The sequence below is a fragment of the Enterobacter wuhouensis genome (assembly GCF_035835995.1).
Lineage (GTDB): Bacteria > Pseudomonadota > Gammaproteobacteria > Enterobacterales > Enterobacteriaceae > Enterobacter > Enterobacter wuhouensis.
In genome coordinates, this window is record NZ_CP142124.1 from 1,151,507 (window position 1) to 1,167,007 (window position 15,501).

The 15,501-nt window shown below is 56.1% G+C and carries 14 protein-coding genes; 11 read left to right on the forward strand and 3 right to left on the reverse strand.

The features are described 5' to 3' along the window. Positions 1-60 precede the first annotated feature (60 nt). From lon to VPX56_RS05530, 7 genes are all read left to right on the forward strand, one after another. Entirely contained in the window at positions 61-2,415 is a 2,355-nt protein-coding gene (gene lon / locus VPX56_RS05500; protein WP_089599338.1) for an endopeptidase La, read from the forward strand. Positions 2,416-2,625: 210 nt separating this feature from the next. Beyond that, positions 2,626-2,898, forward strand: a complete 273-nt coding sequence (gene hupB, locus VPX56_RS05505) for a nucleoid-associated protein HU-beta (protein ID WP_002444653.1) — start codon at positions 2,626-2,628, stop codon at positions 2,896-2,898. 212 nt (positions 2,899-3,110) lie between these two features. Beyond that, positions 3,111-4,982, forward strand: coding sequence for a peptidylprolyl isomerase (gene ppiD, locus VPX56_RS05510; RefSeq protein WP_131633265.1), 1,872 nt, complete (start codon positions 3,111-3,113; stop codon positions 4,980-4,982). 148 nt (positions 4,983-5,130) lie between these two features. Then, positions 5,131-5,511 (forward strand): helix-hairpin-helix domain-containing protein, encoded by a 381-nt coding sequence (locus VPX56_RS05515; protein ID WP_326470371.1) that lies wholly within the window; start codon positions 5,131-5,133, stop codon positions 5,509-5,511. Between the two features lie 99 nt (positions 5,512-5,610). Continuing rightward, on the forward strand, positions 5,611-6,009 hold the full coding sequence (locus VPX56_RS05520) for a YbgC/FadM family acyl-CoA thioesterase (RefSeq protein WP_326470373.1): 399 nt from the start codon (positions 5,611-5,613) through the stop codon (positions 6,007-6,009). A gap of 48 nt (positions 6,010-6,057) precedes the next feature. Next, positions 6,058-6,423, forward strand: coding sequence for a type II toxin-antitoxin system RelE/ParE family toxin (locus VPX56_RS05525; protein ID WP_326470375.1), 366 nt, complete (start codon positions 6,058-6,060; stop codon positions 6,421-6,423). Beyond that, positions 6,395-6,724: a helix-turn-helix domain-containing transcriptional regulator gene (locus VPX56_RS05530; protein WP_263610792.1), complete on the forward strand. Its 330-nt coding sequence runs from the start codon at positions 6,395-6,397 to the stop codon at positions 6,722-6,724. The genes VPX56_RS05525 and VPX56_RS05530 overlap by 29 nt, the downstream gene beginning before the upstream one ends. Positions 6,725-6,726: 2 nt before the next feature. On the opposite strand, the gene queC is transcribed toward VPX56_RS05530, so the two are convergent. Beyond that, positions 6,727-7,422, reverse strand: a complete 696-nt coding sequence (queC, locus tag VPX56_RS05535; protein ID WP_326470377.1) for a 7-cyano-7-deazaguanine synthase QueC — start codon at positions 7,420-7,422, stop codon at positions 6,727-6,729. Between the two features lie 66 nt (positions 7,423-7,488). Continuing rightward, positions 7,489-9,189 carry an SgrR family transcriptional regulator gene (locus VPX56_RS05540; RefSeq protein WP_131633262.1) on the reverse strand — a complete coding sequence of 567 codons (1,701 nt, stop codon included), beginning with the start codon at positions 9,187-9,189 and terminating at the stop codon, positions 7,489-7,491. 101 nt (positions 9,190-9,290) lie between these two features. On the opposite strand from VPX56_RS05540, the gene cof reads away from it, so the two are divergent. Next, positions 9,291-10,109, forward strand: coding sequence for an HMP-PP phosphatase (gene cof, locus VPX56_RS05545; RefSeq protein ID WP_326470380.1), 819 nt, complete (start codon positions 9,291-9,293; stop codon positions 10,107-10,109). A 40-nt stretch (positions 10,110-10,149) separates the two neighbouring features. Here cof and VPX56_RS05550 read toward each other — a convergent pair whose 3' ends face one another. Further along, the gene (locus VPX56_RS05550; protein WP_131633260.1) at positions 10,150-11,196 is read right to left on the reverse strand and encodes a PLP-dependent cysteine synthase family protein; all 1,047 of its coding nucleotides are present in this window, start codon (positions 11,194-11,196) and stop codon (positions 10,150-10,152) included. 115 nt (positions 11,197-11,311) lie between these two features. Here VPX56_RS05550 and VPX56_RS05555 point away from each other — a divergent pair, with 115 nt between their 5' ends. From VPX56_RS05555 to VPX56_RS05565, 3 genes are read left to right on the forward strand one after another with little or no spacing between them, the layout of a single operon-like run. Beyond that, positions 11,312-11,770: an Lrp/AsnC family transcriptional regulator gene (locus VPX56_RS05555; protein WP_131633259.1), complete on the forward strand. Its 459-nt coding sequence runs from the start codon at positions 11,312-11,314 to the stop codon at positions 11,768-11,770. Positions 11,771-11,800: 30 nt separating this feature from the next. After that, complete coding sequence (locus VPX56_RS05560) at positions 11,801-13,555, forward strand: SmdA family multidrug ABC transporter permease/ATP-binding protein (RefSeq protein ID WP_263610795.1); 1,755 nt, start codon at positions 11,801-11,803, stop codon at positions 13,553-13,555. Next, entirely contained in the window at positions 13,548-15,329 is a 1,782-nt protein-coding gene (locus tag VPX56_RS05565; RefSeq protein ID WP_326470385.1) for a SmdB family multidrug efflux ABC transporter permease/ATP-binding protein, read from the forward strand. The genes VPX56_RS05560 and VPX56_RS05565 overlap by 8 nt, the downstream gene beginning before the upstream one ends. Positions 15,330-15,501 lie beyond the last annotated feature (172 nt).

Here is a 15,501-nt window from a genome sequence, read left to right on the forward strand (position 1 = left end):
GTGTGAAGCACAGTTACATGACCAGTTTACCTGGCGGACACTAAACTAAGAGAGAGCTCTATGAATCCTGAGCGTTCTGAACGCATTGAAATCCCCGTATTGCCGTTGCGCGATGTGGTGGTTTATCCGCACATGGTCATACCCTTATTTGTAGGGCGGGAAAAATCTATCCGTTGCCTCGAAGCCGCCATGGATCATGATAAAAAAATCATGTTGGTGGCGCAGAAAGAAGCATCAACGGATGAGCCGGGTGTAAACGATCTTTTCACCGTCGGGACCGTGGCCTCTATTTTGCAGATGCTGAAGCTGCCTGACGGCACCGTGAAGGTGCTGGTAGAAGGCCTGCAGCGTGCGCGTATTACCACTTTGTCAGACGATGGCGAGCACTTCTCTGCGAAGGCAGAGTACCTTGATTCGCCTGAGCTTGATGAGCGCGAGCAGGAAGTGCTGGTGCGCACCGCGATTAGCCAGTTTGAAGGCTATATCAAGCTGAACAAGAAAATCCCACCGGAAGTGCTGACGTCGCTGAACAGCATCGACGATCCTGCGCGTCTGGCGGACACCATCGCCGCACACATGCCGCTGAAGCTGGCTGACAAACAGTCCGTGCTGGAAATGTCCGACGTGAATGAACGTCTGGAATACCTGATGGCGATGATGGAGTCAGAAATCGATCTGCTGCAGGTTGAGAAACGCATTCGCAACCGCGTGAAAAAGCAGATGGAGAAATCGCAGCGCGAGTACTATCTGAATGAGCAAATGAAGGCCATTCAGAAAGAGCTAGGCGAGATGGACGACGCGCCGGACGAAAACGAAGCGCTGAAGCGTAAGATCGACGCGGCGAAGATGCCGAAAGAGGCAAAAGAGAAAGCCGAAGCAGAACTGCAGAAGCTGAAAATGATGTCTCCGATGTCGGCTGAAGCGACCGTCGTGCGCGGCTACATTGAGTGGATGGTGCAGGTTCCGTGGAACGCCCGCAGCAAGGTCAAAAAAGACCTGCGTCAGGCGCAGGAAATCCTGGATACCGACCACTACGGCCTGGAGCGCGTGAAAGACCGCATTCTTGAGTACCTCGCGGTACAAAGCCGTGTGAACAAAATTAAAGGCCCAATCCTGTGTCTGGTGGGGCCGCCAGGGGTGGGTAAAACCTCTCTGGGTCAGTCCATCGCTAAAGCGACCGGACGTAAATATATCCGTATGGCGCTGGGTGGCGTACGCGATGAAGCGGAAATCCGCGGTCACCGCCGTACCTACATCGGTTCTATGCCGGGTAAACTGATCCAGAAAATGGCGAAAGTGGGCGTTAAAAACCCGCTGTTCCTGCTCGATGAGATCGACAAGATGTCGTCGGACATGCGTGGAGACCCTGCGTCTGCACTGCTGGAAGTGCTTGATCCAGAACAGAACGTGGCGTTCAGCGATCACTACCTGGAAGTGGACTACGATCTGAGCGACGTGATGTTCGTGGCTACCTCCAACTCCATGAACATTCCGGCGCCGCTGCTGGACCGTATGGAAGTGATCCGTCTCTCGGGCTATACCGAAGACGAGAAGCTGAACATCGCTAAGCAGCACCTGCTGCCGAAGCAGATTGAGCGTAACGCGCTGAAAGCGAACGAGCTGACCGTTGAGGACAGCGCGATCGTTGGCATCATCCGCTACTACACCCGTGAAGCGGGCGTGCGTAGCCTTGAGCGTGAAATCTCTAAACTGTGCCGTAAGGCGGTTAAACAGCTGCTGCTGGATAAGAGCCTGAAACACATCGTGATTAACGGCGATAACCTGCATGCTTACCTCGGCGTTCAGCGCTTCGACTACGGTCGTGCCGACAACGAAAACCGCGTAGGCCAGGTCACCGGTCTGGCATGGACGGAAGTGGGCGGCGATCTGCTGACCATCGAAACCGCCTGCGTGCCGGGCAAAGGCAAGCTGACCTACACCGGCTCGCTGGGCGAAGTGATGCAGGAGTCCATTCAGGCGGCGCTGACCGTGGTGCGCGCGCGTGCAGAAAAACTGGGCATCAACGCAGATTTCTACGAAAAACGCGACATCCACGTGCACGTTCCGGAAGGGGCGACGCCGAAAGATGGCCCGAGCGCAGGTATTGCGATGTGTACCGCTCTGGTTTCCTGCCTGACAGGGAACCCGGTGCGTGCCGATGTCGCAATGACCGGTGAAATTACGCTGCGTGGTCAGGTTCTGCCAATCGGTGGATTAAAAGAAAAACTGCTGGCGGCACATCGTGGTGGGATCAAAACCGTATTGATTCCTTACGAGAATAAACGCGATCTGGAAGAGATTCCGGACAACGTGATTGCCGATCTGCAGATCCATCCGGTTAAGCGCATTGAGGAAGTTCTTAGTCTCGCACTGCAAAATGAACCCTCCGGAATGCAGGTTGTAACCGCAAAATAGTGACCTCGCGCAAAGAGCGTCAATAAAAACAAGGTTGGTAAGTCATTTCGGACTTGCCAGCCTTTTTTTGTATAGCTAATTTAGATTGCTGATTGGGCTAGCCATCAACAACGGGTGTTGTAAGGTCATGGCAGGCCTGATATAACTGCTGCGCGGTCGCGTTGTGAAGGATTCAGGCGCGATATAAATTATAAAGAGAGGAAGAGAACAGTGAATAAATCTCAACTGATTGACAAAATTGCTGCGGGTGCTGATATTTCTAAAGCTGCAGCTGGACGTGCGTTAGATGCATTAATTGCTTCTGTTACTGAATCTCTGCAGGCTGGGGACGACGTTGCACTGGTAGGCTTCGGTACTTTTGCTGTTAAAGAGCGTGCTGCCCGTACTGGCCGCAACCCTCAGACCGGTAAAGAGATCACCATTGCTGCTGCTAAAGTGCCTGGTTTCCGTGCAGGTAAAGCGCTGAAAGACGCAGTAAACTGATTGCTTTCCCGCTTCAGGGAAGCCGAAAAGTACAAGGGCGCATCATTTGATGTGCCTTTTTTGTTTGTCCAGACCTGATTTGTGCGAGTTTATGCGAGTTGTGGGCTGACAATTGCCCTGTTTTCTTGTCACAATACGCCTTTACGCGCGACGGTCAGGATTTTCCGTCAGCGTCAGGTAACCAGTCACCTACAGCGGAGTGTTGTTACACCATGATGGACAGCTTACGCACGGCTGCTAACAGTCTCGTGCTCAAGATCATTTTCGGTATCATTATCGTGTCGTTCATTTTGACCGGCGTGAGCAGTTACCTTATCGGCGCTGGCGCCAACTATGCCGCAAAAGTGAATGGCCAGGAAATCAGCCGTGGGCAGTTCGAGAATGCTTTCGCGGGTGAACGTAATCGTATGCAGCAGCAGCTGGGCGACCAGTTCTCTGAGCTGGCGGGGAATGAAGGGTATATGAAGACCCTGCGTCAGCAAACGCTCAACCGCCTTATCGATGAGGCTCTGCTGGACCAGTATGCTAAAAACTTAGGTTTGGGCATCAGCGACGAACAGGTTAAAAAAGCCATTTTTTCTACCCAGGCCTTCCAGTCTAACGGTAAATTCGACAACGCCCGTTACAACAGCATCGTGAACCAGATGGGCATGACCGCCGATCAGTACGCGCAGGCGCTGCGTAACCAGCTGACCACTCAGCAGCTCATCAACGCCGTTGTGGGCACCGACTTCATGCTCAAGGGTGAAACTGACGAACTGGCCGCGCTGGTATCTCAGCAGCGTGTCGTGCGTGAAGCGACCATCGACGTCAATGCGCTGGCGGCAAAACAGCAGGTCAGCGACGCTGAGGTTAACGCGTACTACGAGCAGAACAAAAACACCTTCGTTGCGCCTGAGCAGTTCCGCGTGAGCTATATCAAGCTCGACGCTGCTGCGCTGCAGGAAACGGCCTCTGACGCGGACATCCAGTCATACTACGATCAGCATCAGGATCAGTTCACTCAGCCGCAGCGTAACCGCTACAGCGTGATTCAGACCAAAACTGAAGCCGATGCCAAAGCGGCGCTGGACGAGCTGAACAAGGGCGCAGATTTTGCGACCGTAGCGAAAACCAAGTCTACCGACATCATCTCTGCGAAAAATGGTGGTGATATGGGCTGGCTGGAAGACGCGACGACCCCGGAAGAGCTGAAAAACGCAGGCCTCAAGGAAAAAGGCCAGCTGTCTGGGGTGATCAAATCCTCCGTAGGCTACCTGGTGGCGCGTCTGGACGATGTTCAGGCAGCAAAAACCAAGCCGCTGGCTGACGTTCGTGATGATATCGCGGCGAAAGTGAAGCAAGAGAAAGCCCTGGACGCCTTCTATGCGCTGCAGCAGAAGGTAAGCGATGCCGCGAGCAACGACAACGAATCGCTGGCAGGCGCAGAGCAGGCGGCGGGCGTTAAAGCGGTTGAAACCGGCTGGTTTGGTCACGACAACCTGCCGGAAGAGCTGAACTTCAAACCGGTTTCTGACGCCATCTTCAACGGCGGGCTGGTCGGCGAGAACGGCACGCCGGGCAGCAACTCTGACATCATTACCGTGGACGGTGACCGTGCATTTGTTCTGCGCGTCAGCGAGCACAAACCGGAAGCGGTCAAACCGCTGGCGGAGGTGAAAGATCGGGTTGTGGCGCAGGTTAAGCACAACAAAGCTGAACAGCAGGCGAAAATGGATGCCGAGAAGATCCTGGTGGATCTGAAAGCCGGTAAAAATGACGCGCTGAAAGCGGCTGGCCTGAGCTTCGGTGAAGCCAAAACGCTGAGCCGTACCGGTCAGGACCCTATCAGCCAGGCCGCGTTTGGTCTGAGCCTTCCAGCGAAGGACAAGCCGACCTACGGCACCACGACCGACGTGCAGGGTAATGTGGTTCTGCTGGCGCTGGACGACGTGAAGGCGGGCACCATGCCGGAAGAGCAGAAGAAAGCGATGGTTCAGGGGATCACCCAGAACAATGCCCAGATTGCCTTCGAAGCGATGATGAGCAACCTGCGTAAAGAAGCCAAAATTAAGCTGGGTGACGTGGTGACTCAGCAGCAATAATTACGGATCTGCTCGCAGATTTTCGTAACGCTCTGCAAAAACTAAAGGCCGCTTTCGCGGCCTTTTCCATTTCTGCAATCTGCTGTTTGTGCCTGTTTTTCCTTGCGGCTATCGTGACGTGGCTGTCAACAAACAAGGAGATAACAGCATGAAACGTGGAATCAAAGCACTGTTAATTACGCTGACCATTGCCGCTACCGGGATGAGCGTCGGCGCGCTCGCGGCAGCGCCTGCCGCTAAAACGCAGGCCTCGCAGAGCCAAACCCACTCAACTGCGCAGGTTGCAGAGCAGACGAAGGCTACCGACGTCGCTAAAAAAACCGATGACGACGGTACGCGCGTCAGCATCAATTCGGCGTCTGCAGACGATCTCGCCCGCGCAATGAACGGCGTGGGGCTGAAAAAAGCTCAGGCTATCGTCAGCTACCGCGAGGAGTACGGTCCCTTTAAAACCCTCGACGATCTCAAGCAGGTTCCCGGTATGGGCAGCGCGCTGGTTGAGCGCAACCTCTCACACCTGACGTTGTAATTACGCATTTTCTTGCACTGCGGCAATTTTTTGCCAGGATAAAGAGGTCATACCAGTTATGACCTCTCACCCTACAATAACAGTTAAGGCTATTGCGCTATGCAGACAAAAATCAAAGTACGCGGTTTCCACCTCGACGTTTATCAGCACGTGAACAACGCCCGCTATCTTGAGTTTCTCGAAGAAGCGCGCTGGGACGGGCTGGAAAACAGCGAGAGCTTTCAGTGGCTGACCGCGCACAATATTGCGTTCGTGGTCGTCAACATCAACATCAACTACCGTCGTCCGGCAGTGCTGGGAGATGTGCTGATCGTCACCAGCCAGGTTCAGCAGCTAAACGGCAAGAGCGGCGTGTTAAGCCAGGTTGTGACGCTGGATCCTGAAGGGCAGGTGGTAGCCGATGCGCTGATTACCTTTGTCTGCATTGATCTTAAAACTCAGAAAGCGCTGCCGCTGGAAGGGGAGCTGCGAGAAAAGCTGGAGCTGATGATCGCGTAGAAAGTTTGTCTTTTATAAAAGACAGAAGGATTTTTCAGGGATAGAATAATGGACAGGGACTACGTTGTTGAACGTTATCGGACCCCTGACGGAAAAGTACCGTTTGAGGAGTGGGTAGCGAAGATGAAGCGAAAGGATCCGGAGTTAGCGTTTCGGATCCTTCTACGAATTGACCGTGCTGAGAAAGGGAATTTCGGCGATTACCGATATCTCAGAGAGGGGATCTGGGAATTGAAAATGGATTGTGGTCCCGGCTATCGAATCTATTTTGCGGTACAACATCGGAAGATCCTGTTGTTGCTGATCGGCGGTGACAAAAAGAGTCAAAAGACTGATGTGAAGCTGGCAATAGATTACTGGAAAGACCATCAAAAGGATAAACCGGATGAGCAAGAGCCAACGAAAATTTTCTAGTTCCGTCAGCCATGATGAAGCCGTCGTAAAAATGCTTCGTGAAAACCCTTCTTACGCTCAGCTATATCTGCAGGTTGCCCTGGATGAGATTTATGAAGATCAGGGGATCCCTGCATACTTAATCGCGTTAAGACGTGTTATCGAATCCCGCGGCGGCATAGGGGTAATCGCTGCCAAAGCCGGTCTGTCCCGTCAGCAGCTATACCGGACCTTATCAGACAACGGCAACCCAACGCTGACAACGCTGATGAAAGTCACCCGTGCTGCCGGTGTAAAACTTTTCGACAGCACGGTCAAGTAGCCCTATTTAAGCCCGGTTTTTTTCTGCATCGCGGCCATCACGCCGACTTTATCGGCAAGATAGTGGTTCAGCCCGTTCGCACGCAGATTACATGCCGCGCACTGGCCGCAACCGTCGCCTTTAATGCCGTTGTAGCAGGTCAGGGTTTCGCTGCGCACCAAATCCAGCTTGCCCCAGTAGTCTGCCAGCGCCCAGGTTTCCGCTTTATCCAGCCACATCAGCGGGGTTTCAAAGCGCGTCTCTTTCGCCATTCCCAGATTAACCGCGTGATTCAGCGCTTTTACGAACTCATCGCGACAGTCAGGATAGCCGGAAAAATCGGTTTCACACACGCCCGTGATCACCGCTTCGGCTTTCACCTGATAGGCATAAATGGCCGTCAGGGTCAGGAACAGAATATTGCGTCCCGGCACGAAGGTATTGGGAATGCCGCTGGCGTCGGGCTCGTAGTCCGGTACGGGAATGCTGTCGCGCGTGAGGCTGCTGACGGCCAGTTCATTTAGCAGCGTCACGTCTAGCACCTTGTGCGCGCGCGCGCTCAGTTTCAGGGCCAGTTCGCGGGCGACGTCGATTTCAGCGCGGTGGCGCTGACCGTAGTCAAACGTCACGCAGTGAACCTCATCATACTGATGAAGGGCCTGAACCAGGCAGGTAGTGGAATCTTGTCCTCCGCTGAACACGACGACGGCACGTTTCATAAATCATCTCGACAGTTACGGTAAAAACGTCATGTTACCGCCTCACTCCAGCGTCGACCAGCTTCTTCACGATTTGGGGGCTGGAAGCCAGGCTTCGGTAAAATCAAACCAGCCGCGGGTATTGAGTCGAATGCCGTTTACGCCCGGCGGGGCGCTGATTTGATATTGATAGTTAAACAGCGGCGTCAGCACCGCGTTTTCCATAAGCTGATTGAAAATAGCTTTCAGCCCGGCATGTCGAGCCTGCTCATCGGCCTGCGTCTGTACCGCATCCAGGGTGGCCTGCAGATGGGCATATTGCGGCGCACTGAGCAGGTGCGGCCAGAGCGTATCGCAGCGGAGCCACTGCTCAAGCGTGTACTCTGGCGCTTCGCCAATCAGCCTGTCACCCATCATGATGTCTGCCTCCGCCAGGCGCAGGCACCCGTCCCAGGTTTTGGCATCGTGAAAGATAACCGTCAGATCGCAGCCCTGCTGTGCAAGGTACTGTTTTAGCTGGCCCGCCATGGTGTGCAGCTCAACGGGGAGATGGTAAATCAGCGTTAATTTTTCAGGCAGGGCAACCTCTGTCAAGTCTGGCCATTGGGGTATAGACCAGCCGGGAAGCAACTCCTCCGTTGGCGTAATCAACCCTTCGTTTAGCGGCAGCGTATGCAGAAGCGCCGACAGGTGAATGATATTAATCAACCGTCGCGCCTGCATTTCATTCAGCCGCGCGCTCTGCTTCAGGGTGAGATAGCAGAAGCCGAGACTGGTGCTGTTGCTCACCAGGCGCAGGCTTTCCAGCTCGTCCGGCTCGCCGATGGCAATTTGCACCGGATGACGACAGCTTGTTCCCAGCCCGTAGTCAAAGAGCGTCGGCGTGATCCAAAACTCAATGGCCTTCAAAAGTGGATGGCTAAGGTGGTACTGCTCATGGCTTTCAAGGCGCACCAGGTCGGGATCGAACACGCTCAGTTTGAAAGGGCCGCTGCCCGTCATGGGCTGGTCGGGATGGGCGAGGCCGCTGGAGTAGGCCGCCAGCCGGTGCGCCAGCCAGTAATCAGGCTGATGCAGGGTAAAGGTCAGGCACTGCGGATGCGTGACCTCAATGCGCAATACGCTCTGAAAGAGTTTACGTAAGGCAGGCAGTGCCTGCAGCGTTGTCAGACTCCGCTGCAGCTGCTCCGTCTCGATTTTATCGCCGCTATGCCAGTGAAGCGTAGAGCGGATATAAAAATGCCAGCGTAGCCCCTCGTCCGACACTTCCCAGTGATGCGCCAGATCGCCCGTCGGTTCGTTGCTGTTACCGTGGAAACGCGTCAGCCCGGAAAAGACATGCCCCGCCAGATGCTGCTCTGCCCGACCGGGCAAAAAGCCGGGATGAAGCGGCTCCAGCGAACGGTAGTAGGGAATACGCAGCGTTGGCGTATCGTTTTGCCAAAGCCCGCCCATGTAAGGATGGAGCAGCAAGCGCAGCTCATCAGGCGCCAGCTGCGCCAGTTCCAGGGCGTTATGCTGTTGTCCGCTTTTGAGCGCCTCTTCCATCATGGCATTACGCAATGATTCAGGGGTGACGTGGAACGTCAGCTCCCCGCGCTTACCGCGCCCGGACTGCGCGCGCCAGCTTAGCCAGCCCGCCTCCTGAGCCTGACGCAGCAGGGTGCGAACGTGCCGTTCGCTGCAAAAGCAGCGGCTGGCAAGTTCGCTAACGGTGGCCTGCTGTTGCGCGCCTTCTGAAGGTTGCCACAGGCGTTGATACTGTTTAAGACGGTTGAGCTGGCGCATGATAAACCCGGAACAATTATTATCATCTATTCACTATTACTTCCGTATATCTCACGCAATACTGATGCACAAGTTAATCGCATCACATTTCGGGAGTAATCATGGCCAGGCTCGCTGCATTTGATATGGACGGCACGCTGTTAATGCCGGATCACCGTTTAGGGGAGAATACCCTGAGCACGCTGAAGCGCCTGCATGAACGCGATGTGACCCTGACGTTTGCCACCGGTCGCCACGTGCTGGAGATGCGCCATCTATTAGGGGCATTTTCACTTGATGCGTTTTTGATCACAGGAAACGGCACGCGGATACACTCCGTTGAAGGCGATGTGCTGCATCGTCAGGATCTTAACCCGGAAGTGGCGGATATCGTGCTGCACAGCACCTGGGACACGCAGGCCAGCATTCACGTGTTCAATGACGAAGGCTGGTTTACCGGTCGTGAAATTCCCGATTTGCTGCACGCGCACGTATACAGCGGCTTTAAATATCAGCTTATCGATCTGCGGCGGATCCCCGCCCACGCGGTGACTAAGATCTGCTTCTGTGGCGATCATGACGATCTCTGCCGCCTGCGCATTCAGCTCAATGAGGCGCTGGGCGACCGGGCGCACCTGACCTTCTCGGCGGTAGATTGTCTGGAAGTGCTGCCGGTCGGCTGTAACAAAGGATCTGCCCTGGCGGTCCTGAGCGACCACCTGGGCTTAACGATGCAGGACTGTATGGCGTTTGGCGACGCCATGAACGACCGCGAGATGCTGGACAGCGTGGGTCGCGGTCTGATAATGGGGAATGCGATGCCGCAGCTGATTGCAGAGCTTCCTCACCTGCCGGTTATTGGCCACTGCCGTAACGAAGCGGTGTCCCATTTTTTGACGCATTGGCTGGACAAAAACAACCTCCCGTATTCCCCCGAATAGTGAGACCCTTCCAGCAAGCCAGGCTTCGGCCTGGCTTTTTTTATTTCACCAGCTCGACAATCTGCGCTTTCCACGGCGCGATGTCGCCGATATTCGCCTGCACCCACTCCGCATTGTAATAGGTGTCGAGGTAGCGCTCGCCGCTGTCGCACAGCAGCGTGACGATGGAACCGGTGCGGCCCTCTTCGCGCATGCGGGCGGCAAGCTGCAGTGCGCCCCACATGTTGGTGCCCGTCGAGGCGCCCACCTTGCGGCCGAGCTGCGTCTCCAGCCAGTGCGCGGTGGCCACGCTGGCTGCGTCCGGCACGCGCAGCATTTCATCGACCACGTCAGGAATGAACGACGGCTCCACGCGCGGACGACCGATGCCTTCGATTTTGCTACCCACGGGGCTGCGCAGAGCGGCATCACGGCTTTGCCAGTAGTCGAGGAACACGGAGTTCTGCGGGTCAACCACCATCAGCTGGGTATCATAGCCCTGACAGCGGATATAGCGCCCGATAGTGGCCGACGTGCCGCCCGTACCTGCACTCATCACAACATACGCGGGCACCGGGTGCGGCTCGTGGGTCATCTGGCGGAAAATACTGTCGGCAATGTTGTTATTGCCGCGCCAGTCGGTGGCGCGTTCCGCGAAGGTGAACTGGTCCATATAGTGGCCGTTCAGCTCGCGCGCCAGCATTTCAGAGGCGGCGTAGATTTCGCAGGCGCTTTCAACAAAGTGGCAGCGTCCGCCGTAAAATTCGATCTGTTCGATTTTGCGTTTTGCGGTGCAGGAGGGCATCACGGCGATGAACGGCAGGCCAAGCAGGCGGGCAAAGTAGGCTTCTGACACCGCCGTTGAACCGGATGAGGACTCAATGATGGTGGTGCCTTCTTTAATCCAGCCGTTACATAAACCGTACAGGAACAGCGAGCGCGCCAGACGATGCTTCAGGCTGCCGGTTGGATGAGTGCTTTCATCCTTCAGGTACAGCTGAATGCCCGCAAACCCGGGCAACGTCAGGCGGATTAAATGGGTGTCTGCCGAGCGCTGGTAGTCGGCATTGATTTCGCTGATGGCATGTTTAACCCAGGTGCTATTCATCGTATGTATCCATTTGTCATTTTGTGCCCAGCATAGCGAAAAGCACAGAAAAAATTGTTGCTATCTTGCCTTTAAAATAGAATGAAGGGAGAAAAATTTTCTCTGTGAGGTGGGTATGCTAGATAAAATTGACCGCAAGCTGCTTTCATTGCTGCAAAGCGACTGCACCCTCTCTTTGCAGGCGTTGGCAGATGCCGTTAATCTGACCACCACACCGTGCTGGAAACGCCTCAAGAAACTGGAAGATGACGGCATTCTGCTGGGGCGCGTCGCGTTGTTAGATCCCGAAAAACTGGGGCTTGGACTGACCGCCTTTGTTCTGATAAAAACGCAGCATCACAGCAGCGACTGGTATTGCCGGTTCGTGACGCAGGTTTCGGACATGCCGGAGGTTCTGGGTTTCTGGCGTATGGCCGGAGAGTATGACTACCTGATGCGCGTCCAGGTCGCTGACATGAAGCGCTACGATGATTTTTACAAGCGGCTCGTCAACAGCGTACCGGGCCTGTCGGACGTCACCTCGAGCTTTGCGATGGAACAGATTAAATACACCACCGCGCTACCCATTGAATAACGTCGTCAAATACCTTCAGGAACAAACTTCGTGCGATTATTTGCCCAATTAAGCTGGTACTTTCGTCGGGAGTGGCAACGCTATCTCGGCGCCGTATGCCTGCTTATCATTATTGCCATTCTGCAGCTGATCCCGCCGAAAGTGGTGGGATACGTCGTGGATGGCGTTACGGAACAGCATTACACCACCGCACGGGTGATGATGTGGGTTGGCACGCTGGTGCTGACCGCGGTGATTGTCTACCTGCTGCGCTACGTCTGGCGCGTGCTCTTATTCGGTGCGTCCTATCAGCTGGCCGTTGAGCTGCGCGAAGATTTTTATCGCCAGCTGAGCCGCCAGCATCCGGAGTTTTACCTTCGCCATCGCACCGGGGATCTCATCGCCCGCGCCACCAACGACGTAGACCGCGTGGTCTTTGCCGCCGGGGAAGGGGTGCTGACGCTGGTGGATTCACTGGTGATGGGCTGCGCGGTACTGATCGTCATGTCGACCCAAATCAGCTGGCAGTTAACCCTCCTGGCGCTGCTGCCGATGCCAATAATGGCGCTGGCGATCAACCGCTACGGTGAAAAGCTGCACGAGCGCTTCAAGCTGGCGCAGGCGGCGTTTTCATCGCTCAACGATCGCACCCAGGAGAGCATGACCAGCATCCGCATGATCAAAGCCTTTGGTCTGGAGGATCGCCAGTCCGCGCTGTTTGCCGCCGATGCGGCCGATACCGGGGCGAAAAATATGCGCGTGGCGCGTATTGATGCCCGCTTCGATCCAACGATCTATATCGCCATCGGCATGGCAAACATGCTGGCGATCGGCGGTGGCAGCTGGATGGTGGTGCAGGGCTCGATGACGCTCGGTCAGTTAACCAGCTTTGCGATGTATCTGGGACTGATGATTTGGCCGATGCTGGCCCTGGCGTGGATGTTCAACATTGTCGAGCGCGGCAGCGCCGCCTACAGCCGCATTCGCTCCATGCTGGCCGAAGCGCCGGTCGTGAATGACGGCAGTGAGCCGGTGCCCGAAGGACGCGGGGTGGTGAAGGCTGATATCCGGTCATTTAGCTATCCGCAGACGGAACATCCGGTGATCGAAAACGTGAGCTTTACGCTGCAGCCCGGCCAGATGCTGGGCATCTGTGGCCCAACGGGATCGGGAAAAAGCACTATTCTGTCGCTGCTCCAGCGCCATTTTGACGTGACGCAGGGCGACATTCGTTTCCACGATCGTCCCCTGACGAGCCTGCAGCTGGACGGCTGGCGCAGCCGCCTGGCGGTCGTCAGCCAGACGCCGTTCTTATTCTCAGATACCATCGCCAACAATATTGCCCTCGGCCACCCTGCCGCCACGCAGGAAGAGATTGAACACGTCGCGCGCTTAGCCAGCGTTCATGACGATATTTTGCGCCTGCCGCAGGGCTATGAAACGGAGGTCGGCGAACGCGGCGTGATGCTCTCCGGCGGACAAAAACAGCGAATTTCTATTGCCCGCGCGCTGCTGCTGAACGCTGAAATCCTGATTCTGGATGATGCGCTCTCCGCCGTCGATGGCCGCACCGAGCATCAAATACTGCACAACCTGCGCCAGTGGGGCGAAGGGCGCACGGTCATCATCAGCGCTCACCGCCTGTCGGCATTGACGGAGGCCAGTGAGATCCTCGTACTGCAGCACGGACACATTGCCCAGCGCGGTCAGCACGATCGGCTGGCGGAGCAGGCTGGCTGGTACCGGGATATGTACCGCTATCAGCAGCTTGAGGCGGCGCTGGATGAGGAGGTCACCCATGCGTAAGCTCGGAACGATGTGGCCGACGCTGAAGCGTCTGCTTGCCTACGGCTCTCCGTGGCGTAAACCGCTGTCCATCGCCGTGCTTTTGCTGTGGATTGCGGCGGTTGCGGAGGTTAGCGGCCCGCTGCTTATCAGCTATTTCATCGATAACATGGTCGCAAAAAGCTATCTGCCGCTGGGGCTGGTGGCTGGGCTGGGCGTGGCCTATGTGGGACTACAGCTGACTGCGGCGGGGCTGCACTATGCCCAGTCGCTGCTGTTTAACCGTGCAGCCGTGGGCGTTGTTCAGCAGCTGCGTACGGACGTCATGGACGCCGCGCTGCGCCAGCCGCTCAGCGAGTTTGATACTCAGCCTGTCGGGCAGGTGATCTCTCGCGTCACCAACGATACCGAAGTGATCCGCGATCTGTACGTCACGGTTGTCGCTACCGTATTACGCAGCGCGGCGCTGATTGGCGCGATGCTGGTAGCGATGTTTAGCCTCGACTGGCGCATGGCGCTGGTGGCGATCGCCATCTTCCCGGCGGTGCTGATCGTGATGGTTATCTATCAACGCTACAGCACGCCGATTGTGCGTCGCGTGCGCGCCTACCTCGCCGACATCAACGATGGCTTCAACGAAGTGATTAACGGCATGAGCGTGATCCAGCAGTTCCGCCAGCAGGCGCGCTTTGGCGAGCGGATGGGCGAGGCCAGCCGTTCTCACTATATGGCGCGTATGCAGACGCTGCGCCTGGACGGTTTCCTCCTGCGCCCGCTGCTGAGTCTTTTCTCGGCGCTGGTGCTCTGCGGCCTGCTGATGATGTTTGGCCTGACAACGCGCGGCACTATTGAGGTCGGGGTCCTGTATGCCTTTATCAGCTATCTTGGGCGTCTTAATGAACCGCTGATTGAACTCACTACCCAGCAATCCATGCTGCAGCAGGCCGTGGTGGCAGGCGAACGCGTATTTGAATTAATGGACAGACCGCGTCAGACCTACGGCAACGACGACCGCCCGCTGCAAAGCGGGGCAATTGCTTTTGATAATGTCTCCTTTGCCTACCGCGACGACCAGCTGGTGCTGAAGGACATCAACCTGGACGTTCCGTCGCGCGGCTTTGTCGCGCTGGTTGGGCATACCGGCAGTGGCAAAAGTACGCTGGCCAGCCTGCTTATGGGATATTACCCCTTAACTCAGGGCGAGATCCGCCTGGACGGCCGTTCGCTTGCGTCACTCAGCCATAACGTGTTGCGTAAGGGCGTCGCGATGGTGCAGCAGGACCCGGTTGTGCTGGCGGATACCTTCTACGCTAACGTGACGCTGGGGCGGCCTTATACCCATGAGCAGGTCTGGGACGTGCTTGAAAAGGTCCAGCTGGCAGAGCTGGCGCGCGGGTTTAGCGACGGGATCAACACGAAGCTGGGTGAACAGGGGAATAACCTCTCCGTTGGGCAAAAGCAGCTTCTGGCGCTGGCGCGCGTGCTGATCGAAACGCCGCAGGTGCTAATTCTGGATGAAGCCACGGCCAGTATCGATTCGGGCACCGAGCAGGCTATCCAGCAGGCGCTGGCCGCCGTGCGTGACCATACGACGCTGGTGGTCATTGCCCATCGTCTTTCAACGATTGTCGAGGCGGATACCATTCTGGTGCTGCACCGCGGGCAGGCCGTAGAGCGCGGTACGCACCGAGAGCTTCTGGAGGCGAAGGGGCGCTACTGGCAGATGTATCAACTACAGCTTGCGGGCGAAGAGCTGGCCGCCAGCGCGCGCGAAGAAGAGTCGCTTAGCGCCTGATGCACCAAAAGCAGGCAACGCGCTAACAGCCAAAGCTGTTGGTGCAAAACTGAAACGCACCCTGCACCGTCATGGTGCGTTTTTTTTCATCAGTCGTTTACTTTGCGCCGTATCAGGCGACTTCACACGCGCTTTCCCTCTGTTTTCAATTCTGGCACATCCCTTGCAGTAT

Coding starts and splice junctions, on each gene's coding strand:
- lon (WP_089599338.1), top strand. CDS start 61: ATGAATCCTGAGCGTTCTGAACGCATTGAAATCCCCGTATTGCCGTTG.
- ppiD (WP_131633265.1), top strand. CDS start 3,111: ATGATGGACAGCTTACGCACGGCTGCTAACAGTCTCGTGCTCAAGATC.
- VPX56_RS05515 (WP_326470371.1), top strand. CDS start 5,131: ATGAAACGTGGAATCAAAGCACTGTTAATTACGCTGACCATTGCCGCT.
- VPX56_RS05520 (WP_326470373.1), top strand. CDS start 5,611: ATGCAGACAAAAATCAAAGTACGCGGTTTCCACCTCGACGTTTATCAG.
- VPX56_RS05525 (WP_326470375.1), top strand. CDS start 6,058: ATGGACAGGGACTACGTTGTTGAACGTTATCGGACCCCTGACGGAAAA.
- VPX56_RS05530 (WP_263610792.1), top strand. CDS start 6,395: ATGAGCAAGAGCCAACGAAAATTTTCTAGTTCCGTCAGCCATGATGAA.
- queC (WP_326470377.1), bottom strand. CDS start 7,422: ATGAAACGTGCCGTCGTCGTGTTCAGCGGAGGACAAGATTCCACTACC.
- VPX56_RS05540 (WP_131633262.1), bottom strand. CDS start 9,189: ATGCGCCAGCTCAACCGTCTTAAACAGTATCAACGCCTGTGGCAACCT.
- cof (WP_326470380.1), top strand. CDS start 9,291: ATGGCCAGGCTCGCTGCATTTGATATGGACGGCACGCTGTTAATGCCG.
- VPX56_RS05550 (WP_131633260.1), bottom strand. CDS start 11,196: ATGAATAGCACCTGGGTTAAACATGCCATCAGCGAAATCAATGCCGAC.
- VPX56_RS05555 (WP_131633259.1), top strand. CDS start 11,312: ATGCTAGATAAAATTGACCGCAAGCTGCTTTCATTGCTGCAAAGCGAC.
- VPX56_RS05565 (WP_326470385.1), top strand. CDS start 13,548: ATGCGTAAGCTCGGAACGATGTGGCCGACGCTGAAGCGTCTGCTTGCC.